The organism is Halopseudomonas xinjiangensis (assembly GCF_900104945.1).
GTDB classification, from domain to species: Bacteria; Pseudomonadota; Gammaproteobacteria; order Pseudomonadales; family Pseudomonadaceae; genus Halopseudomonas; species Halopseudomonas xinjiangensis.
On record NZ_LT629736.1, the window covers coordinates 1,891,464 to 1,911,899 of the forward strand.

At 60.3% G+C, this 20,436-nt stretch carries 22 protein-coding genes; 14 read left to right on the forward strand and 8 right to left on the reverse strand.

Annotated elements, in window-relative coordinates; all coding sequences use genetic code 11:
• Positions 1-132 precede the first annotated feature (132 nt).
• Positions 133-1,908, forward strand: a complete 1,776-nt coding sequence (locus BLT85_RS08600) for a mechanosensitive ion channel family protein (protein WP_197673839.1) — start codon at positions 133-135, stop codon at positions 1,906-1,908.
• 136 nt (positions 1,909-2,044) lie between these two features.
• On the opposite strand, the gene BLT85_RS08605 is transcribed toward BLT85_RS08600, so the two are convergent.
• Positions 2,045-2,308, reverse strand: coding sequence for a PepSY domain-containing protein (locus BLT85_RS08605; RefSeq protein WP_093393269.1), 264 nt, complete (start codon positions 2,306-2,308; stop codon positions 2,045-2,047).
• Between the two features lie 219 nt (positions 2,309-2,527).
• Here BLT85_RS08605 and BLT85_RS08610 point away from each other — a divergent pair, with 219 nt between their 5' ends.
• The 5 genes from BLT85_RS08610 to BLT85_RS08635 all read left to right on the forward strand — a co-directional run bounded on the left by BLT85_RS08610 (position 2,528) and on the right by BLT85_RS08635 (position 6,935).
• Positions 2,528-2,785: a hypothetical protein gene (locus tag BLT85_RS08610; protein ID WP_093393272.1), complete on the forward strand. Its 258-nt coding sequence runs from the start codon at positions 2,528-2,530 to the stop codon at positions 2,783-2,785.
• Positions 2,786-3,612: 827 nt separating this feature from the next.
• Positions 3,613-4,287 carry a response regulator transcription factor gene (locus BLT85_RS08620; RefSeq protein WP_093393278.1) on the forward strand — a complete coding sequence of 225 codons (675 nt, stop codon included), beginning with the start codon at positions 3,613-3,615 and terminating at the stop codon, positions 4,285-4,287.
• Complete coding sequence (locus tag BLT85_RS08625) at positions 4,284-5,606, forward strand: sensor histidine kinase (protein WP_093393281.1); 1,323 nt, start codon at positions 4,284-4,286, stop codon at positions 5,604-5,606. The genes BLT85_RS08620 and BLT85_RS08625 overlap by 4 nt, the downstream gene beginning before the upstream one ends.
• Positions 5,607-5,853: 247 nt before the next feature.
• Positions 5,854-6,552 carry a spermidine synthase gene (locus BLT85_RS08630; RefSeq protein WP_093393284.1) on the forward strand — a complete coding sequence of 233 codons (699 nt, stop codon included), beginning with the start codon at positions 5,854-5,856 and terminating at the stop codon, positions 6,550-6,552.
• A gap of 41 nt (positions 6,553-6,593) precedes the next feature.
• The gene (locus BLT85_RS08635; protein ID WP_093393287.1) at positions 6,594-6,935 is read left to right on the forward strand and encodes a YajD family HNH nuclease; all 342 of its coding nucleotides are present in this window, start codon (positions 6,594-6,596) and stop codon (positions 6,933-6,935) included.
• 10 nt (positions 6,936-6,945) lie between these two features.
• Here the strand turns inward: BLT85_RS08635 and BLT85_RS08640 are convergent, their stop codons facing one another.
• The gene (locus BLT85_RS08640) at positions 6,946-7,701 is read right to left on the reverse strand and encodes a Mut7-C RNAse domain-containing protein (RefSeq protein WP_093393290.1); all 756 of its coding nucleotides are present in this window, start codon (positions 7,699-7,701) and stop codon (positions 6,946-6,948) included.
• 513 nt (positions 7,702-8,214) lie between these two features.
• Between BLT85_RS08640 and BLT85_RS08645 the strand changes: the two genes are divergently transcribed.
• Positions 8,215-9,489 (forward strand): glycoside hydrolase family 5 protein, encoded by a 1,275-nt coding sequence (locus BLT85_RS08645; RefSeq protein ID WP_093393293.1) that lies wholly within the window; start codon positions 8,215-8,217, stop codon positions 9,487-9,489.
• Between the two features lie 71 nt (positions 9,490-9,560).
• Here BLT85_RS08645 and BLT85_RS08650 read toward each other — a convergent pair whose 3' ends face one another.
• Positions 9,561-10,664 carry an alkene reductase gene (locus tag BLT85_RS08650; protein ID WP_093393296.1) on the reverse strand — a complete coding sequence of 368 codons (1,104 nt, stop codon included), beginning with the start codon at positions 10,662-10,664 and terminating at the stop codon, positions 9,561-9,563.
• Between the two features lie 170 nt (positions 10,665-10,834).
• Here BLT85_RS08650 and BLT85_RS08655 point away from each other — a divergent pair, with 170 nt between their 5' ends.
• A complete protein-coding gene (locus tag BLT85_RS08655) occupies positions 10,835-11,809 on the forward strand; it encodes a ribonuclease Z (RefSeq protein WP_093393299.1) in 975 nt (324 codons plus the stop codon).
• A 38-nt stretch (positions 11,810-11,847) separates the two neighbouring features.
• Here the strand turns inward: BLT85_RS08655 and BLT85_RS08660 are convergent, their stop codons facing one another.
• Entirely contained in the window at positions 11,848-13,470 is a 1,623-nt protein-coding gene (locus BLT85_RS08660) for a methyl-accepting chemotaxis protein (protein ID WP_093393302.1), read from the reverse strand.
• Between the two features lie 116 nt (positions 13,471-13,586).
• Complete coding sequence (locus BLT85_RS08665) at positions 13,587-13,892, reverse strand: ORF6N domain-containing protein (RefSeq protein WP_157718152.1); 306 nt, start codon at positions 13,890-13,892, stop codon at positions 13,587-13,589.
• Between the two features lie 226 nt (positions 13,893-14,118).
• Between BLT85_RS08665 and BLT85_RS08670 the strand changes: the two genes are divergently transcribed.
• Together BLT85_RS08670 and BLT85_RS08675 are read left to right on the forward strand one after the other, a co-directional pair.
• A complete protein-coding gene (locus BLT85_RS08670) occupies positions 14,119-15,594 on the forward strand; it encodes a flavin-containing monooxygenase (protein ID WP_093393308.1) in 1,476 nt (491 codons plus the stop codon).
• Entirely contained in the window at positions 15,578-16,516 is a 939-nt protein-coding gene (locus tag BLT85_RS08675) for an alpha/beta hydrolase (protein WP_093393311.1), read from the forward strand. The genes BLT85_RS08670 and BLT85_RS08675 overlap by 17 nt, the downstream gene beginning before the upstream one ends.
• A gap of 18 nt (positions 16,517-16,534) precedes the next feature.
• Here BLT85_RS08675 and BLT85_RS08680 read toward each other — a convergent pair whose 3' ends face one another.
• A complete protein-coding gene (locus BLT85_RS08680; RefSeq protein WP_093393318.1) occupies positions 16,535-17,269 on the reverse strand; it encodes an EAL domain-containing protein in 735 nt (244 codons plus the stop codon).
• Entirely contained in the window at positions 17,266-17,721 is a 456-nt protein-coding gene (locus BLT85_RS08685) for a BLUF domain-containing protein (protein ID WP_093393321.1), read from the reverse strand. The genes BLT85_RS08680 and BLT85_RS08685 overlap by 4 nt, the downstream gene beginning before the upstream one ends.
• 229 nt (positions 17,722-17,950) lie before the next feature.
• Between BLT85_RS08685 and BLT85_RS08695 the strand changes: the two genes are divergently transcribed.
• On the forward strand, positions 17,951-18,175 hold the full coding sequence (locus BLT85_RS08695; RefSeq protein WP_093393328.1) for a hypothetical protein: 225 nt from the start codon (positions 17,951-17,953) through the stop codon (positions 18,173-18,175).
• Between the two features lie 95 nt (positions 18,176-18,270).
• On the opposite strand, the gene BLT85_RS08700 is transcribed toward BLT85_RS08695, so the two are convergent.
• Positions 18,271-18,582 carry a con-10 family general stress protein gene (locus BLT85_RS08700; protein ID WP_093393331.1) on the reverse strand — a complete coding sequence of 104 codons (312 nt, stop codon included), beginning with the start codon at positions 18,580-18,582 and terminating at the stop codon, positions 18,271-18,273.
• A 312-nt stretch (positions 18,583-18,894) separates the two neighbouring features.
• Here BLT85_RS08700 and BLT85_RS16865 point away from each other — a divergent pair, with 312 nt between their 5' ends.
• From BLT85_RS16865 to BLT85_RS08710, 3 genes are all read left to right on the forward strand, one after another.
• Positions 18,895-19,008: a lipid A deacylase LpxR family protein gene (locus BLT85_RS16865; RefSeq protein ID WP_231701450.1), complete on the forward strand. Its 114-nt coding sequence runs from the start codon at positions 18,895-18,897 to the stop codon at positions 19,006-19,008.
• A gap of 45 nt (positions 19,009-19,053) precedes the next feature.
• The gene (locus tag BLT85_RS08705; protein ID WP_093393337.1) at positions 19,054-19,641 is read left to right on the forward strand and encodes a DUF488 domain-containing protein; all 588 of its coding nucleotides are present in this window, start codon (positions 19,054-19,056) and stop codon (positions 19,639-19,641) included.
• A gap of 104 nt (positions 19,642-19,745) precedes the next feature.
• Positions 19,746-20,372, forward strand: coding sequence for a YgaP-like transmembrane domain (locus BLT85_RS08710; RefSeq protein WP_231701451.1), 627 nt, complete (start codon positions 19,746-19,748; stop codon positions 20,370-20,372).
• Positions 20,373-20,436 lie beyond the last annotated feature (64 nt).

Below are 20,436 nucleotides of genomic sequence, written 5' to 3' on the forward strand. Positions count from 1 at the left end.
CCCCTGCCTAGGCCGATCGTGCAGCGCCGCCGCACAGGCTGTGCGGCCGATTGGGAGCTAAACCCAATTCGCGGCTGTCTCTGTTGACATGCCTCGCAGCCGCTTCGCCAAGCTCCGCCGGATCAGGACGCCATGTCTATGCTCAGAACTTGCACGTACCTTTTTGCCCTGCTGTTGATCGGCGCCACCTGGGTGACGGCGAGCCCGGTGGTAGCGCAGACCACCGCGCCGGAAGCAGGCGAAGAAGCCGCCCCACCCGCTTCCGTGCCCGAAGATCCGCTGGGCCGGACGACGCCGCGGGGCGCCTTCAGCGGATACATCCATGCAATGGCCGAAGAAAGCTACGACGAGGCGGCCGAATACCTCGACCTGTCGGGGCTGCCCCGGCGCATTGCCCGTCAGGGTGGAGCGGAGATTGCCCGACGCCTGCGCATTGCACTGGATCAGGGCGGCGACGTTCAGCCATCCGTGGCGTTGAGCGATCAGCCGGAAGGCAAGCTCAATGACGGGCTGGCCCCGCGCATGGAAAGGATCGGCTCGGTCACGCTGCAGGGCGAGGTGGTGCCGCTGTACCTGGAGCGCACCGAGGAAACCGACGAGCCGCTGTGGCGGGTATCGTCAGAGACCCTGAAGTACCTACCAGAAACGCTCGATGAAAATCTTCATACCACCGTGGACCAGCTGCTCCCGAGCGTGCTGATCCAACGCAAATGGCAGGGCGTGCCTATCGGTCATTGGCTGGCCATGGTGCTGCTGGCGATACTTGCGTATGTGATCAGCCGGCTGGTAGTGGCTGCAGTGATTGGTGGTGCGCGGCGCCTACTCAGGCGACGGTTTCCCAACTACCCCACCGGCCTGGTTCAGGCTTTCGGCCAGCCGATCCGGGTGTATCTGGCCGTCATGCTCTTCGTTGCTGCCGCCCAGCGCGCGGGAATCTCGATCATCGTTCGACAGTACTTCAGTCAAGTGACCGTCCTGGTGGCCTGGTTTGCCATTCTGCTGTTGGCCTGGCGGCTGATCGACGTCATCGCCAGCGCGTTGCTGACCAGAACGACGCGCCGCGCCAACATGGGCGCGCTGTCCGCCATCCTGTTCTTCCGCCGCAGCATCAAGGTACTGCTGGTGGCGCTGGGTGTGATCAGCGTTCTGGACATGATCGGCTTCGACGTGACCACGGGCCTTGCGGCACTGGGTATTGGCGGTATCGCCATTGCCTTGGGGGCGCAAAAGACGGTGGAGAACCTGGTCGGCGGATTGAGCCTGATTTTCGATCAACCGGTACGGGTGGGCGATTTCTGCAAGATCGGTGACATCGTCGGGACGGTCGAGCAGATCGGCATGCGCTCGACCCGCATTCGCACGCTGGACCGTACCATGGTGGTGATACCCAATGGTGACCTGTCCTCGCGCGTGATCGAGAACTACGCACATCGCGATCGTTTCTGGTTTCACCCTGCGCTGGGCTTGCGGTACGAAACGACGCCGGATCAGATTCGCTACCTTCTGGTGGAGATCCGTTCGATGCTGTATGCCCACCCTCGCGTCGATCCAGATCCGGCCCGGGTGCGCTTCACCGGATTCGGTGCGGTATCGGTGAACCTGGAAGTGTTTGCCTACGTCCTGGCCAAGGACTACGACGATTTCCTGGAAATTCAGGAAGACCTGTATCTGCGGATCGCCGACATCGTTCGTGAAAGTGGAACCGGTTTCGCCTTCCCGTCGCAGACGGTCTATCTGGCCTCGGATTCGGGACGCTCTGATAGCAAATCCCGGGAAGCAGAAGAAAAGGTCAACCAGTGGCGGGAGGCCGGCGACATGCCCTTGCCGAAGTTCGAGCCCGAGCGCGTCGACAAACTCAAGGGCAGTATCGGTTATCCACCGCCTGGCTCCAGCAGCGCAAAGCGCTGACGGGGCCCATCAAACGGCAACGCGGAATCCGGGGGTGAAGGTGACGTGGATGGCAGCGGGATAGGACGGATTCATGGTGCGCCGGGACGATGCTATCCACCGCCCCGGCAGCTCGGACGAGAAGCTGAGTCGACAATCAGTCTTCTTCGTCTTTCAGCACTTCACCAGACTTGCGATCAATGCGGAATTCGTATTCCTCATCGCCTTCTTTCTTACCTTGACCTTCCCACTCGTCGCCATCGGCCTCGATTTCTTCGATCTCGGTGTAGCCCAGGCTACGGGCTTTCTTGATGGCGTCTTCGATCGACATTCCGGCTTCGCCTGCTGTGGCAGCCATGGTCTGGCTGCCGATCAACAGACAGGCTGAACCAACCAGTGCTGTGATGAGTTTCGTTTGCATGAAGTCTCTCCTGTTTCTGATGGGTGCAATCAGTAGAGCGGCGCGCGACTCTCGGGTTCAACTCGACTCACATCAGCGTCGGCGCCCCAGCGGGACGCGCCGCTGCGCGAACTCTCCCAGACGAAACGAGTCTTTGTAATAAGCGCAGCCGAAAGTTGCTGCGTGTTGCGGAGACCTCCTTCGGGTCTCGCTAGATGAATAGCCACTAAGGAGAGACGCATGATCTTCTACCGTAAATGGATTGCCCCCGCCGCCATATTGACGGCTGCGCTGGGCCTTGCCGCATGCGATGTAGAGCAGACCGAAGAAGGCAGCATGCCCGACGTAGACGTTTCAGCCGAAGGCGGCAACATGCCTGAATATGACGTCGACGCTGCGGATGTAGACGTGGGTACCCGCGAAAAAACCGTCACCGTGCCTGACGTCGACGTAACCATGCCCGACGATCAGGAAGAGCCACCCCAGCAGCAACAGTGATCGAAGCGCGAGAACGGATTCCCTGATGTTCTCGCCTGATTCGCAAGGCCTACCCGCGTTCGTGGTGATTCTTATCTCGCTTCCCACCACCGCGCTCGCGGGTTCTGCCGGACCTGAGCGCTGAAACGCGCACCCGCCATCAACACCACAGCCCCAAGATAACCCGCCATCAGTTTCCGCCTGCGCGCCCGGCTGGCCGGCTTGCGTTCGCATGCCACCAACTTTCTATCTACGGTTGCAGCAGCCACCGAACTGCCCTCGGCGCTGGCCCCTGCCGCTGGCCCGTTCCCGGACTGCACCGACGCACCGTTGTACAGGCCGGTGACCGGACCATAAAGATGAGAATGCCAAACGCTATGCTCTGCTGCGTCAGGAGCGCAGCCGGCGGCTTGCAGGGGCAGCGCGAAACGGTAAAACGCCGCAACATCGCATTTGTCGATGCGTGGCCGAAGTGGCTCGGACCATGAAAGAACGACGCCGGAGGCATCACGCATTCCGCTTGGCGCCCCGGGGTGGTAAAACGACTCATGGTCGCAGCGCCAGGCTGGAATCGGTGGGCACTGAACAACAGGAATGTGAGGGAACCAGGGGGTCTGTTGGACTGCGTATGCGCTCGTAAACATCTTCAATCTCCTGCAATCGGGCCGCACCGGCCCTGATGCGCAGCAGAGTGCACGGCGCCGCGTTAATGCGCGGTTAACGACCAGCCCTGACGGCTACCGATGCAGATGTCTTTTCGTTAACCCGACGTTAACCCGCTTGTAGACACATTGCCTTGCTGGCGGCCGTCCGCTCCATTGCCCGTTCGATCAATCAAGAGACTGTTTATGCTGGATATCCTGCTGGTAGAAGACGACCGAGATCTCGCTGCAACCGTAATCGAATATCTCGAGCTTGAAGGCTTTCGCTGCGACCATGCGGATAACGGATTGACCGCGGTGAAGCTGAGCCAGGAGAACGCCTACGATGCGATGCTGCTGGACCTCAACCTGCCGCGCCTGGATGGACTCAGCGTCTGCCATAGACTCCGCGCTGAAGGCAACGATGTGCCGATCCTGATGCTGACGGCCCGGGACCAGTTGAAAGACAAGCTCGAGGGCTTTCAGGCCGGCACCGACGATTTTCTGGTCAAGCCGTTCGAGCTGCAGGAACTGGTCGTACGCCTGCTCGCGCTGACCCGCCGCCGCAGTGGGCAAGTCAAGGTGCTTCAGTGCGCCGACTTGCGTATGGACCTGACCGCGCATGAGATCACCCGCGCCGGCGCTACGGTAAAGGTGTCGCCGATAGGCTGGAAGTTGTTGGAAACGCTGCTGCGCGCCTCCCCTTCAGCCCTGCCCCGGCAGAAGCTGGAGCAGGCTGTATGGGGTGAAGACGTTCCGGACAGCAACGCACTGAAGGTCCATATGCATCATTTGCGCAAGGCGCTGGACGGTGGTTCGGACCAGCCGCTGCTGCATACCGTGGCCGGCTACGGCTTCGTCGTTCGCGAGCCAGCGCCATGATGCGCCTGCTCGGCCTGAAAGGGCTGGTCCTGATCACGTTGCTGACGCTGGGCATTGCGCTGGTCGGCGGCTACACCTTCGTTTCGGCGCGATCGTACGTCAGCGGCATGGATAACATCATGGCCGGGCAGCTGGGCCGAGCGGCGATGCAGAGCGTGGCCTATGAACTGGGCGTGCCGGGCCCGCGCGAAGAATACATGGTCACGCGGACGTGGGCACAACAACCGGAGACGATCCGCGCCGCGTTCGACGAGGCCCCGTCTGACCCGGGCACGCTGTACAAGGCGCACGTCGGCGGGGATGGTCCGTTCGGTCGGCTCTATTTTGCAGTCAGGCAGATGACGCCCGCCGGGGAGCGGTTCGTCACTCAGCAGCTGCTGTCCCCGCCGAGCATGGCGGGCGCGATATCGCCGGCTCAGGGCCGGCTGGTCAACCTTATCCTGATAGGTCTCGGCAGCGCGCTGGTCGTTGGCCTGGTGGTGATTCTCCTCTGGCGTCGCATTTCCACGCCTATCACTGCGCTAGGCGCCTGGGCGGCCAGTCTCAACGAAAACAATCTCAACCAGCCCGTCCCGGACTTCGTCTATCCAGAACTCAATCGCTTCGCCGAACTGATGCGCAACAGCCTGAATACCGCGCAACAGGGGCTTCAGCGGGAACAGGCGTTCCTCAGCCATACCAGCCATGAGCTGCGCACACCCATCAGTGTCGTACGCAACAATCTGGAACTGCTGCGCAAGGTTCAGACCACGTCCTCGCGGGAACCGGACCCGCGTGAAGGCGAGATACTCAACCGCATCGACCGGGCTAGCCTGACCATGAAGAACGTCACCGAGACATTGCTCTGGCTGGGGCGCGATGATCGGGCCACGCATCCTTGCAGTGACTTGCGCCTCGACCAGCTGATCATCGATCTCGTCGACGGCCTTCGCTATCTGCTTGCGGACGAGGTGCAGCTCACCCTGGATCTGTCGCCTGCAGAGCAATACCTGCCCGAATCGCCGACCCGCATCGTGCTCGGCAATCTGATCCGCAATGCCTTTCAGCATACTCGCGACGGCACGGTCGAGATTTTTCAGCGCGACAGCTTCGTGCGCATCGTCAACGCATCACGCGACGCGGCGGAGCCTGCCGGGGACACCGGCTTCGGTCTGGGCCTGAAACTGACCGAGCGCTTCACCGAACGCCTCGGCTGGCGCTATGTAAACGAGGCATTGAGTTCAGGCAGACGCGTCGAGGTCACGCTCGGCTCGGCAGACGTGCCAGCCGAAGACGCTCCGCTGAACGTTAACCACTCGTTAACGGGCGTACGAGCATAGTGGGGGCAAGCGGGCACAGTCCGCATCCTTTGGAGACACCCGATGATCGACACACCGACTACCGAACACGCATCAAGACAACGTATTCGCTGCCGCTGGCTACGCCGGGGAGCGATCTGCAAGCGCTCGGACCCGACCAGCAAGCTCGAAATGAACCAGGAAGCACCTCGGCGGAGCTAACCGACACGCATGGTTTCGGCGCTCGTTTCTCGGCATACTCTGATGCCCTGCTTTGATTCGGCTAGCCATGAAACGCTTCGTCCTGCTCGACACCGCCCCCATCCCCAACGACGGCGGAGCGCTCTGCCTGTTCGAATATGGTGAAGACTTCGTCATCAAGCTCCAGAGTGGCAAGGGTGGACAGCTGATGAACACCCGCATGCACGGCTCCGAAGACGCCCTGGCATCGATTCCTTGCAAGCGCATCGCTTCCCGGCCAAAGACACGTGTATTGATCGGTGGGCTGGGAATGGGCTTCACGCTTGCCTCGGCACTGGAGCATCTGCAGCCGGACGCCAGCGTCAGCGTGGCCGAGCTGGTACCTGGGGTGATCGAATGGAACCGTGGTGCACTGGGGGCCAGGGCCGGGCACCCGCTGCAGGATAGCCGCGCTCACATCATCAATGATGACGTAGCAGCGGTACTCAAGAGTGAAACCTCAGTCTTCGATGCAATCATGCTCGATATCGATAACGGCCCCGAAGGGCTCACCCATCAGAACAACACCTGGCTGTATTCACTGAGCGGTCTTGGCGCCTGTGCCACAGCGTTGCGACCAGGTGGTGTGCTGGCGGTGTGGTCCGCAAGCATGGACCAGAAGTTTCCCGCTCGCATGGCGCAGGCCGGCTTCAGCACAGAGCAGGTCCAGGTGTACGCCCATGGCAACCGCGGCGCGAAGCACACGATCTGGATCGGCACCAGAAAGGCTGCAGCCAAACGCGGTTGAACGCTACACTCAGGGCAGATCATTGCGAATGAGGTGGAACCATGTCTTCGAATCACGACGGCCGGGGCCGGGAAGCTGGCTATCGGGAAAAAGCCCTGAAGATGTATCCCTGGGTCTGCGGTCGTTGTGCACGCGAATTCAGCGGCAAACGAGTGAGCGAACTGACGGTGCATCATCGCGACCACAACCACGATAACAATCCGGAAGACGGCTCCAACTGGGAGTTACTCTGCCTGTACTGTCACGATAACGAACATTCCCGCTACACCGACCAGCAGTACTTCACCGAATCCTCGACGGCCACGCCCAAGGCCAAATCGGCGACGCACAAGGCTTTTGAAGGCCTCGGCGCGCTTTTGCGCAAGCCTGACGATTCACAATGAACGGCATCGGTCAGCCGTCGATACGTGACCGAACCGCCAGCCCCTCCAGCATGCGGCGCATGCGCTCCCAGTGTGTGCCCTCCCAGAACACGCGATGGCATCCATCGCAGGTCAGGAACCGCTCATGCCTTTCCCTGACGCCTTCGGGGAGCTGATGCAGCACTTTTCCCTTCTCTATATCTCTCAGCGGCTCGTTGCAGCTCAGGCACAGACTGAACGGGCGCATGTTCCGTTGCAGGTCCAGGCGATCATATAGCTCCCGTAGCTGCTCCTGTGGTTTGACCGCATGCACGAAACAGCCGAGCTTTATCACTCGATGCTTGAGCAACTCCCGATCACGGGTCAGCAACACCCGGCCTTCCCGGTTCGCCAGCTCGGCGAGCGCCGCATCTTCGTAACAGTTGTCGTACAGCGTATTGAACCCCGCCATACGCAGCAGACGAGCCAGAGCACCGAGATGCGAGTCGGCGACGAAACGCGGCGCGCCTTCCTGTAGCACAGCTACTCGAGAGAGTGCCCCAATCTCGAGCGTCTCGAACTTGGGATAAACCGCAAGCCGATCGCCGTCGCCAACAGATTCCGCCAGCCCTGCCGCCTCCCCGTTTCTCAAGACCAGCGCGACTTCCGTATGCGGTACGCCCAACGCTTCGATCATGTGCTTGACGCTGGCGTGCTCGGCGCCGCGGCTACAGAACGTCTGCCCGCGGCGCTCGGGGGGCAGGAACGCATTCAAGCCGGCATAAAAGCGAAAGGTTGCAGTAGTCATCGCACCACTATGCCAGCGCCAGGGACGCTGACACGAACAATCCCGACGGACGAGCCACTGCCGATGCGCTGCGAGCTGCCTCGCGACGATGCCTGACGCACTGCAGCTCGGTCGTGGCGAGGTCGCCCTGAAATGTTGTGGGTGCGACGGGACGCGTACAAATCAACTTCGTGCAAACTTTAAACTACCGTAAGTTCCAAAAGAGGCTATGTGCCATTTAAATGGCGAATATCAAACAGAAACTCAAAAGTGACAACTTATTGACCGCACTAGTTTGCCTAAGTTAATAATGGCACTTCGATATTGTTTAAATATCAAACAATATATAAAACAATACCGCTCGTCGCCAACTAGCCGAAGCGACAACAAAAACAGGATCTAGTTCCTTTTTTTTAAATTTTTTTTAATTAAGATCCCGCCTGACACACTTCACATCACAAACAACAGGAGCGTTTTGGCAGGAGTTCGTTAGTACCTGCCCCGCTGCGCGCAACTACAAAAAAGGATCAAATCATGACCGCGGAAACTCGGAATTCTACCAAGCGCTGGCTATCTATCGTTGCCTTCGCCCTGGTAATCGGCAACGTGCAAGGCTGCATCAGCGGTGGCGGCGGTGGCGGCGGAAGCAGCAGCACCAGCGAGCCTCAGCCTACCCAGACCGTTGTGCAGGAGCAGCCCCTGCAGCTGATTACCGAGTCTCCGACGCAGCCGACCCTGACCAGTCCCCTGCCTTCCCCAGGTTCCACCAGCGGAACTAGCGGAAGCGGCAGCAATACCAGTTCCGGCTCCACCGAAAACTTGGTTAGTAACGACCCTAACCTTGGAACCGGCATGCTCGAGCTTATCGGCATAAATATAGCCGGTGCCGAATTTACCAGCAGCGAGTTACCTGGCAAGCACAATACGCACTACTTCTTCCCAAGAGAAGGCGATTTTGACAAGTGGAGCATGAAAGGCATCAAAAGTGTTCGATTCCCTATTAAGTGGGAGCGCCTTCAGCCTGCGTTAAACGGTGAGTTTGATCCAATTTATGCCGGCCTTATCGATACCATGTTCACCCAGGCGTCCAGAGCCAACATGGCAATCATTCTCGACATCCATAACTATGGCCGGTATCGCAAAAACATTATCGGCAGTGCCGAAGTCCCTTACTCCGCTTACCAGAATCTGATGGAGCGAATCGCCAAAAGGTGGCAGGGCCGCAGCTCGCTGTACGCTTACGACATCATGAACGAGCCATACGGCGACGCTGACAAGACCTGGTTGGTCGCTGCGCAGAAGGGCATCGACGGGGTGCGCAAGTACGACCGCCAGCGGCCTATTTACATCGAAGGCATGTCTTGGGCTAGCGCAGCGCGCTGGGCAACTCATAGCAACGAACTGCTGAAGCTGAACGACCCGATGGATAACCTGGTCTTCTCCGCCCACCTCTATCTGGACTCCGATGCGAGTGGTCAGAAGTACAGTACGGATCTGACAGTCGATCCAATGGTCGGTGTGAAGCGCGCAACCCCTTTCGTCAACTGGTTGAAGAAGAACGGCAAGCGCGGGCAGATCGGCGAGTCAGGTATTCCGGACGACCCGCGCTACCTCGAGGCCATGGATAACCTGCTGGGATATCTGCAGCAAAACTGCATACCAGTGACTTACTGGGCCGGTGGTCGGGCCTGGGGCAACTACACGCTGTCGGTCGAGCCTTACAAGGACGGCACTGACAAGGGGCAGTGGAAACTGCTGGAGAAGTATCTGGGCAAGGGCAACTGCTCCGACTACGGCCCGAGTGCATAACCCAAAGCGCGGAACCTGAACTTGGCGGGCAACCTGAACGGTTGCCCGCTTTTTTAATGGCCTTCCTTTCTCTAGCGCATCATCGGATAGTCCGTGTAGCCCTTCGCACCACCGCCGTACAACGTACTCGCATCCAGGTTATTCCAACCGGCTCCCGTCTCGATTCGCGCTACCAGATCCGGGTTCGCGATATAGCCGCGACCGAAGGCCACCAGATCCGCCTGCCCGCTGGCGACCGTCTCGGCTGCCGATTCGGCTGTGTGCCCGCCACAGTGAATCATCGTGCCGCTGTAGGTGCGGCGCAGCGTGGCATACAGCTCATCGAAGCCCTCATACGTGCCGCCAGCCCAGTCGGGCTTGTTCACGTGAAGATACGCCAGGCCTTTGCCGTTGAGCTGTTCAAGCAGATACGTGAAGGTTTCCTCAGGGTTGGCATCGTTGACGTCGTTGAACGTACCCATGGGCGATAGTCTCAGGCCCACCCGTCCGCTGTCCCCGACTTCTTCTATCACCGCGTCCAACACGTCCAGCACCAGGCGCGCACGGTTTTCCAGGCTACCGCCGTACTGATCAGTGCGTTGGTTGCTGTTCGAGCACAGGAACTGATCAAGCAGATATCCATTGGCCGCATGAACCTCGAGGCCGTCGAAGCCCGCGGCCATGGCATTGGCCGCGCCTGAACGATACGCCTCGATGACTCCAGCGATCTCCGTGGTCTCCAGCGCACGTGGCATGGCGGTTCGCGCCTTGTGCGCGGAGCCGTCCGGCTCTACGACGAAGCAGTCTGCCTGCGCCTGGATGGCGGAAGGTGCGACCGGGTCCGCACCGCCTGGCTGCAACAACGGATGCGAGATGCGCCCGACGTGCCACAGCTGCATGAAGATCCGGCCACCGGCACGGTGTACGCGGTCGGTGACCTGCGTCCAGCCCTCGACTTGCTCCCGGCTGTGGATGCCCGGCGTCCAGGCATAGCCTTGCCCTTCGGGACATACCTGCGTCGCTTCGCTGATGATCAGCCCGGCGTTGGCACGCTGAGCATAGTATTCAGCGTTCAGCGGGCCTGGCACGTTGCCCGGCTGCAACGCACGCTGGCGGGTCAAGGGCGCCATGACGATGCGGTTTGGCAAGTCCAGAGGACCAAGCTTGGCCGGTTTGAGCACAGGATTCTGCGGCATGAAACAACTCCTCGATGGTTTCGAACGATCTTGGCAACGCCTCGGACTGGTCGCACCGCGAAACAGGGTTAGACTGAAACAGGTGGGTGAATTACCCAGCTGCCACCGTCCAGTTCGGATTACATCCGAAGCGTTGGGCGAGACTTAGTTCAGATATAGCGAGGAGTCTGGTGGATCTGTTGTTTCTGGGTACGTCGTCTGGTACGCCCACTCGCTCACGTAACGTGAGCGGGCTGGCGCTGACCGAGGAAACCGGCAAGCGCTGGTATCTTGTCGATTGTGGCGAGGCGACTCAGCACCAGCTGCTGCGCACGCCACTCTCGCTGCATGATCTCAGCGCGATATTCATAACCCACGTGCACGGCGATCACTGCTACGGCTTGCCGGGCCTGCTTGCCAGCGCCGGCATGTCCGGCCGACGCGAGCCGCTGGAAATCATGGCGCCACAAGGCATCAAGCAATGGGTCGATGCCACGCTGACCATGTCCCGCACGCATTTGCCGTTCGATCTGGTCTTCCATGCAACGGAACAGCTCGGAGAATGGCGCAACAGCAACCTGCGCGCGCAGGCCATTGAGCTCTCCCATCGCGTGCCTTCCTATGGTTATTGTTTTACCGAAGCCAGGCCCGACCCACGTCTCGATGTGGAGAAGCTCGACCGAGAGGGCGTGCCACGCGGCCACTTGTGGGGGCGACTCGCGCGAGGGCATGACGTGGAGTTTGAAGGTCGAGCCCTGCGCAGCGACGACTTCTTGATTTTCAACCGTAAGCCGCGGCGCATAGTCGTCGGCGGGGACAATGACACACCGGAGCTACTCAACGAGGTCGCCCGTTCGGCACAGGTCTTGGTTCACGAAGCGACCTATACGCAGGAAATAGCCGAGCGCGGCAAAGCGGATTTCGGTCACAGCACCGCCTGCGCCGTGGCGAGTTTCGCCGAATCGATCAGCGTACCGAACCTGGTCCTGACCCACTTCAGCGCGCGATATCAGGCCAACCCGGAGCGCAGCCCTTCCATCGCAGATATTCACACCGAAGCATCGGGCGTCTATAGCGGACGGCTGTTCCTGGCCGAGGACTTCGCCCGCTATCGGCTCGGACGCGACGGATGCCTGGAGCGATATCGCGAGCCCGCACGCGGCTGACTAGACCGAACAGCTCGCGGCGGCACACTTTCTTCCAGCTACTGAACGATACGCGCAGTCAATTTGCGCATGTCGGCCGAAATGGCATGCAGTCGCTCGCTGGCGGTCGCGGTGCGTTCGACATTCTGCTGGTTGGCGCTACCGATTTCCCGTATCTGGGAAAGGTTGCAGGTGATGTCGTCAACGACGGCATTTTGCTCTTCCGCAGCCGTCGCGATCTGATGATTCATATCCCGGATCGCCTCGACCGCCGCGGTGATCTGCCGAAGCGCATCACCTGCCTGGATCACTTCCTCAAGCCCTTTTTCGCTTTGCTGTTGACCGGCTTCGATGGCACCCACCGCATCCAGCGCACCGCGCTGCACCGCGGCAATAATCTGATTGATCTCGGCTGTCGATGCGGCAGTGCGCTGCGCCAGTGTCCGCACTTCGTCGGCGACGACGGCGAACCCACGGCCGGCCTCTCCTGCCCGCGCAGCTTCGATAGCAGCGTTGAGCGCCAATAGGTTGGTTTGCTCGGCGACACCGCGGATGACGTCAAGCACCTGCCCGATGCGGCCGCTGTCGCTCTCCAGTTGCTGGATTACCGCAGCCGTTGCAGCGATCTCCTTGCGGACGCTCTTGATCGAAGCCACCGTCCCTTGCATAACCAGATCACCGCGCTGCGCTGCCTGTTCGGCAGCATCGGCTGATGCTGCCGCAGCCGACGCGTGTCGTGCAACGTCCTGTGCGGTTGCCGACATTTCTTCCATCGCCGTGGCAACCTGATCGGTACGACTGAACTGGTCACGGGTTCCGGCGGCTATGGTGGTGGCGACCGAGTTCAGCGCGCCGCTGGCTTCGTCGAGCTCGGCTCCGCTGGTCTGCAACTGCCGAAACGTTTCGCGAAGAAAGTCGGTCAGCGTGTTGGCGGCGTTGGTCAACTGGCCAAGCTCATCGACACGGTCCGTTGCAATGCGCTGACCCAGTCGGCCCCGACTTAACGAATCGATGCGCTCAGTGAGTGTCCGGATCGGGGTCACCAGTATGTGGTCGATCCGCCAGGCGCTGATCACGATCAAGCCGAGCCCGGAAACGATCAGCACGATGATGCCCAGCCACACCGCCCTGTCAGAACTCTCGTCGATCTGAATTGCCTGATCTTCGGCACTTTGGCGCAGCGAGCGCACCAGCGCTTCCATTTGCTCCGAGGTCGCCCTGTCCACGCCTTTCACGGCCTTGTCACCGGCCTGGTGATCGCGGCCTGCGGCCATGAAGGCATCCAGCCCTGAACGATACGCAACGCCCAGACGTAAGTGCTCCGCACGCAGTTGCTGAACTGCGCTGCCAACCTCAGGGGGGATGCCTTCGAGCGCGCCGAGTTCGCTCAGCGTCGCCTGGACGCTCTGCTCCTGCGCCTGGAAAGCGCCCCAGTACTTGTCCAGCGCTGCCTGGTCCTCGCCTCTCAGCAACACGTTCTTCCATTCCTGGACCTGGGTCTTGAATTGGCTGCTGGCACGATCGATGAGCTCGCTTGCACGCAAGGGGCCATGCACCAGATGCATGTATGCGTCGACCTTGGAAGACAGTACGCTGAAACTGACCAGGGCGATTACCAGGAGCAGAGCCAGGCTGCCGGCCAGAAGAGCCAGCGTTCGTGCACGTATCGATTTTTTCAGCATGAAGGATCTCGGCAAGTGTCAGCGGACCGGATAGCGGTCCTGGATTGCTTCAAGTATCGACCGAGACGAAACGAGCTTTAGTGATGGATAGGAATATTTATCAGTATTTCAACAACTTATGTCAAAGAGCCATCATTCGAAGGAGCGGGACGGGAAGCGGCGCTTCGCCGGATACGCTCGTAGCCTGAGTGGGTGAACAGAACCAGATTGACAGTGGTCGCGTAGACGAGTCCGGCTGATTTGAGCTCGTTGATCAACGACTCGTGCTCCTGAGCTGGCAGATGGAAGTAATCGACTCCTTCGATCAGAGCGTCACGGCAAGCCTTGAATGCGCGGAAGCTGGTGCCCTTTTCAACCCTATTGAGCTCATCGAGCTGACGCAGGCTCAGCGTGTCGGTCTCGGCGTAGCGAATCGGAGTCATGGTTTGCATCGCTGTGAGGGCTGGCGGGAGAGATTCATTCTAGCCGTCCTTCGCTGGGGCTCCAATCGGAGGGAAGCCAGCCCGGAGTTGTCGTGGGCGCTGAGCCGGCCGCCTGGTTACCCTGCTTCTCCCCCATCGGAGGGGGCGAAACCCTTGCTGCTGTCACCTAGTATCGGTATCAGGAGTGGCCGTGGTCACCTTGTACTCACTTCAGCGAGTTCGATCCATGAGCATTGACGAACAGGCAACAGCGCCCCTGAGCGTGGTGATAATTGGTGCAGGTTTCGGCGGGATCGGTCTGGCCATCCGGCTCGACCAGGCAGGCATCAGCGATTGGCTGATACTGGAAAAAGGCGGTGATGTCGGCGGAACCTGGCGCGACAACAGCTACCCGGGCGCAGCGTGTGATGTGCCGTCGCATCTGTATTCATATTCATTCGAGCCCAAGCCGGACTGGTCAACGCGTTACGCCAGGCAGGAAGAGATTCACCAATACATCCGGCATTGTGTGCGCAAATACCACCTTGCCCCCCGCTTACGCCTCGACTGCGAGGTAACTGCAGCACGATTCGACGAGGCAAGCGGCCTGTGGCACGTGACCACTGCCCAGGGCGAGGAACTCACAGCACGAGCGCTGGTGAGCGCCTGCGGCCAGCTGAACAGACCTCTGTATCCATCCATCCCCGGGTTGGAGAGCTTCGCTGGGGACGCCTTCCATTCGGCCAAATGGAAGCACGACGTGGAGCTCGAGGGGAAACGGGTGGCGGTGATCGGCACCGGCGCTTCGGCCATTCAGTTCGTTCCGCAGATCGCGCCGAAGGTCAGTCACCTGACCGTCTACCAGCGCAGCGCGCCATACGTGATTCCCAAGGCGGACCGCGAATACAGCCAGCGCGACCACCAGCGATTGCACGCCTGGCCAGCACTGCAGAAGCTTGCGCGGGGGCTGCAGTATCTGGCCCATGAATCACGGGCGCTGGCGTTCATCAGTTATCCGCAGATGATGAAGTCCACCGAAAATGCCTTCTACAAACACCTGCAACAGGGCGTAACCGATCCAGCCAAACGGGCAAAGCTGATCCCGGACTATCCGATTGGCTGCAAGCGCATCCTTATCAGTAACGACTTCTACCCGGCACTCGACCGGGCCAATGTCGAGATCGTCACCAACCGGATCGAGCGGGTAGAACCTGCCGGCGTGCGCACCAGTGACGGCGAGTTGCACGAGACCGACGTACTGATATATGGAACCGGCTTTGCCGCGACCGAATTCCTCGCGCCAATGGCCATTACCGGACGCGACGGGCAGGAACTGAATCATGCCTGGCGCGCCGGCGCTGAAGCCTACAAGGGGATCAGCGTCAGCGGCTTTCCCAATCTGTTCGTCCTCTACGGTCCTAATACCAACTTGGGGCACAGCTCGATCATTTATATGCTCGAGAGCCAGTTCAACTACGTCATCGGCTGTTTGCAAACGCTGCACCGCCGTGGTTTGCGTTACATGGACGTACGCCCGGAAGTACAGGGCGCGTTCAATGTGGACATCCAGCAAGCCGCGAGCGAGACCGTATGGAGCCGTGGCTGCACCAGTTGGTACCAGACTGCCGAGGGCAAGCAAACCAACAATTGGCCGGGCTACACGTTCAGCTATCGCCGGCTGACCCGCAAACCGGAGATGTCCGACTATGAATGTGCACGTTGATTACACCGCGCCGGTGAGTGACCAGCCGTTCGTGCGGAACCTGCTGCGTGGTTCGATGAAATCGATGTTCCGCGGCTTGATTCGCCCGCCGGTTCCGATAGCCACCCAGCGCGCCATCCTGCGACTGATGACCAGTGGCATGCCGCTCGCCAAGGGCGTCAGCCGGACGCAGGAGGTGATTGCCGGAAGCGCCTGCGAGTGGCATCGGCCCGAACGCGCTGACGAGCGAGTCATGCTGTACCTGCATGGCGGTGCGTACCTGATCGGCTCGCCGGCCACGCATCGCGGAATCTGCGCGGGCATAGCCAGCCGCAGCTCCGTAAGCGTTTGCGTGCTGGATTACCGTCTGGCACCGGAATATCCCTACCCGGCGGCTCGCGACGATGCCGTCGCCGCGTACCAGGCGCTCCTGGCACGGGGTTATCGCCCGTCCGACATCACCCTCGCCGGCGATTCGGCAGGCGGAAACCTCGCGCTGGTTACCGCGCTCAGGCTCAGAGAGCTCGAGCTGCCGTTGCCCGGTGCCCTGGTCTGCCTGTCTCCAGTGGTCGATTTCACTGCCGAGCACTTACACGAGCCAGCGGTCGGCGATCCACTGTTGAACAGGAGCTGGATCGAGCAGGCGACCGACGCCTACTGCCCCTCCGGCATGTCCAGAAAGGATCCGGGACTATCACCAATCTACGGTGACCTGGCCGGCTTACCCCCGCTGTTGATACAGGTGGCGGAAGACGAAATCCTGCTCAACGACAGCTTTCGTCTTGCGGAAAAGGCACGCAGCGCAGGCGTTTCGGTTCAGCTGGAGTACTACCCCGCCCTCTGGCATGTCTTTCAGGCGAATACTGGCGTACTCAAATCAGCCGATCATGCTCTCGATCGTATCGCCGCATTCCTGCCACAGACCGGCGCGAGGGTTAGCTAGTACCCCATCCCGGTGCAGCTAGACCTGTCGCGCCGGGATGCTGAAGTCGGGCGCAGCCTCGAACGCGGGTTTGGCGAACAGGTAGCCCTGGAAAAGCGTAACACCGTGGTCGCTGAACCAGGAGAACTCCTCGACCGTTTCCACGCCTTCGGCAATCAGCTCTATCCCGAGATCACAGCACACCTGCACGATACCGCGCAGAATCGCCTGCCGCGGCCCGTGCGAGTCGACTCCGCGCACCAGCCCCATGTCCAGCTTGACGATGTCCGGCTGAAATTCCGCCAGCAGGTTCAGGCCAGCGTAGCCCGCACCGAAGTCATCGATCGCCAGACGCATGCCCACCCGACGATACTCGTTCACCACGTCGGCGAATCTCGCCGGGTCGCCAAAGGCCTCCCCTTCGGTGGCCTCGATGATGATTCGATCCACGGGAAAGTCGTGCTGCTCGGCCGCAGCCAAGGTCGAATCGAGACCCGCGAACGGATCTGCGGCGGCGCGCGGCAGAAAATTCAGATTCAGATCGGACTGCAGCCCTATCCTGGCGGCCACTTCAATAGCTCTGGCACGACATAGCGCGTCGAAGAACGGCATCTGGTTACTGTCGTAACGACTGATCACGCTGTACGCAGACTGATTTTCTGGGCCGCGCACCAGCGCCTCGTGCGAATAGACCTTGCCCGCGCCCGCATCGATGATCGGCTGAAAGGCAAAGGTGAATGCGCGAGTCTCTGTCAGCCCTTCCAGCGCATTCATGAGGTGGCGCTGCCTAACCGGGCACGCCACCGACCGGCAACGAAGGCCGATAGCAGGCGTTTCGCTCGGCCCTGCTGCAACGCGACGAACGACTGGCCGCGCTGAAAGAAGTCGTTCAGACCATCCACTTCTTCGAACTCGAAAGGATCGATCTCGGCGAAACCCATGCTCCAGTCCGAAAAGGCGCGCCTGGCGATCGGTTCGTGGATGATCTTCACCACTTTCTCGTGACGGCCATCGGTCGAGATGATGTCAAACAGCTTCAGCAGCAACGGTTCTTCGCCTTCCAGAACCTGAAAAAAGTTGCCGTCGCTGTAGAGCAGCATGCCGGTCACGGCGATCTGTTGATTGTTGCTTCTGGCCTGCTGCAGCAGTGACTCGAGCTGCGTCGTGTCAAATTGCGGCGTCGCCAGACTGGTGTATACAAGGTGGGTCAACTTTCCGGAGTTCATGCCTTTCCTTTACTAACCAATCAGAACAGGTCTGCTGTCTGGACGGATTGGATCGAACGTTGGGCCAACCGATGCAGGTCCCATGCGACATTGGCCAGTCTCTGCTCTGTATGGAGCCTGTTTAGTATCGGCAAAGCGGCTGGGAGCTGAAGAAATAATCTCACGCCATCCGTCGATTTCCACATGAAACCGCTATACTCGCCGCCCTCACATAACATCGACGATCACAATGCATACCGACTCGATTCCGGCACTTGCTGACCAGGACCACGCTGCTCCGGCCGCGGCACAAGAACCCGCAGTTCGGATGGATATGAAGACGCTGTTTACCAGCGAGGCGCTGGAGCGGAAGAAGGCTGCATCACAGTGGCACAACCGCAATAGTACCGCCCATCATGAGAAGCGGATCGGCATGGCTCCGAAAGGCACCCGTCGGTCGATGGGTAAACGCTGAAGGGGTAGCTTGCAGGTAGCCCTGCAGGAAGGATGTTACCCGGGCAAGCAAGCCGGGCCAAAAAAAACGGGGGCTCGCGCCCCCGTCTCGACGGTTTAGCTATTTCCACCGCCGCTGTGGCTGTTCTGGCCACCTTTCTTACCGGCTTCTGAGGCCTTTTCGCGGTCATTGGCGAAGTTGCCACCGCTATTCTGGCCACCCTTGCTACCTGCTTCGGAAGCACGCTGGGGATCGTTGGCAAAGTTGCCCCCGCTGTTCTGGCCGCCTTTTTGGCCAGCTTCAGATGCGCGCTGCGGATCGTTGGCGAAGTTGCCTCCGCTGTTCTGACCGCCCTTCTGACCGGCTTCGGAAGCTTTCTCGCGATCGTTTGCGAAGTTGCCTGGATTGCCTTTGGAATCGTTGGTCATGATTTCCTCCACGTCTAACAGGGCTACTTGAGTATCAAGCGCCTCTGCTAAATTGAGGGGGCGTTCGGAGGAAAGTTTCGTGCATTTCGTCGAGGTCGATGAACGGTAGAAAGCCGTCACATCACCATGATATCGACGCAAGATCGCGGCGATATTCCGCATTTTCCGCTTCATCACCCTGCAACAGCTGGGCCATGCAGGGGGCACCGCGCGCTTGCCCACCAAGCTTCGACGTGAGCCGCAGCCGTGCGGTAGATAACGCTTCGCGGTAATCCACCCTACCCTTGGACATGCTTGGTACGGGACCCTGCATTGAACCGCGGTCCCTGGGGCGCGTCTCTGTCATATCAGGTCGGCACCGATCAGTTCGAGGGCCAGACCACCGAAACCCGCTTCGGCTCGCTGGCGGTGGCCTATCTCTTCTAGCCGTATCCGCCCGCAGCCGTGCCCGACATGAGGAGCCGATTCGTCATGAGCGAACCCGAAACGATCTGGACGATAGGACATTCGACCCACCCGATCGAAGCCTTCATAGCGCTCCTGCAACATCATCGAATCCAAGCCATTGCCGATGTTCGACGCTTCCCCGGCTCCCGCCGCCTGCCGCATTTCGGGGAGGATGCGCTGCGTGCAAGTCTGTCCGAGCACGGCATCGAGTATCGCTTCATCCCGCAGCTCGGCGGTCGGCGCAAGGCGATACCGGACACGCCCAACACCGGCTGGCGCAACGCATCGTTCCGCGGTTATGCCGATCATGTCGAAAGCGACGAATTCGATGAAGGACTGGCGATTCTGATCGAGCTGGCCAGCCAATACCGAACGGCGATGATGTGTGCCGAGGTTCTCTGGTGGCGCTGCCATCGCTCGCTGGTATCCGACGTGCTAAAGCTGCGTGGAATAGAAGTACTACACATTCAGGATGCCAAACAGGTCAGCGAACATCCTTACACTGCCCCCGCTCGCCTGTGGCAAGGGAAGCTCAGCTACCGGCAGAACGAGGGGGAACCGCTGAACGAGAAACAACGCAGCTTCGGCGTTCAGACCAGCCTCGATTTCTAAGCGTAACGCAACGCAGCGGTAGCTCGTCGCCTGCCGCAGACTCTCTGGAACAACGCCTGCGCAGGGCAGTCATCTGATTACCTTCCATAACCAGGATGATCGACATGCAACTACAACAGATGCTTAATCAGATATCCAACAAGAACGCACCGGAGAACGTGAAAGGCTGGGAACGCGCCGCCTCTGCGGTCACGGGCCTGATGCTGGTGAAGAAGGGCCTGCGCGGTCGCGGCCTGACCAGCCTCATGCTGCTGGCCACCGGCGGCATGGCGATCATGCGTGCAGTCAACGGTCGCTGCGAACTCAAGCGCAAGCTGGAAGAATCCCAGCACAGCGGATCGCAGGGCTCCGACAAAGAGCGTTACAGCCATATGCCGATGGATTCGGAAGTGCATAGCACGGACTTCAAATCGTCCAGCACCTCCATGCCCGACTCCACCAAAATGGGCAACGAAGCCTCGGCAGCTCGCGGTGCAACGACCTCGAGCAGCTCTGGCGGCTCGACCACTCCGGGTGCCACCAGCACTTCAAGCACCCCGGGAAGCGCCGGCAGCTCCACCACGCCCGGTAGCTCGAGCACATCGAGCAGCGCAGCCGGCGTAGGCAGCTCCAGCACGCTTGGCAATACCACCCCACCTACCGGTACCGGCAGTTCTGGGAGCGCAGGCACATCGGGCACATCAGGAAGCTCCAGCACCTCTGGCAAGTCTGGCAGCTCCGGCAAGCAGTAAGCGAAACAGGACGGGGCGCCCTGGCGTCCCGTCCTCTCGTCCGTGCCCGAGTCGCCTCGCCTAG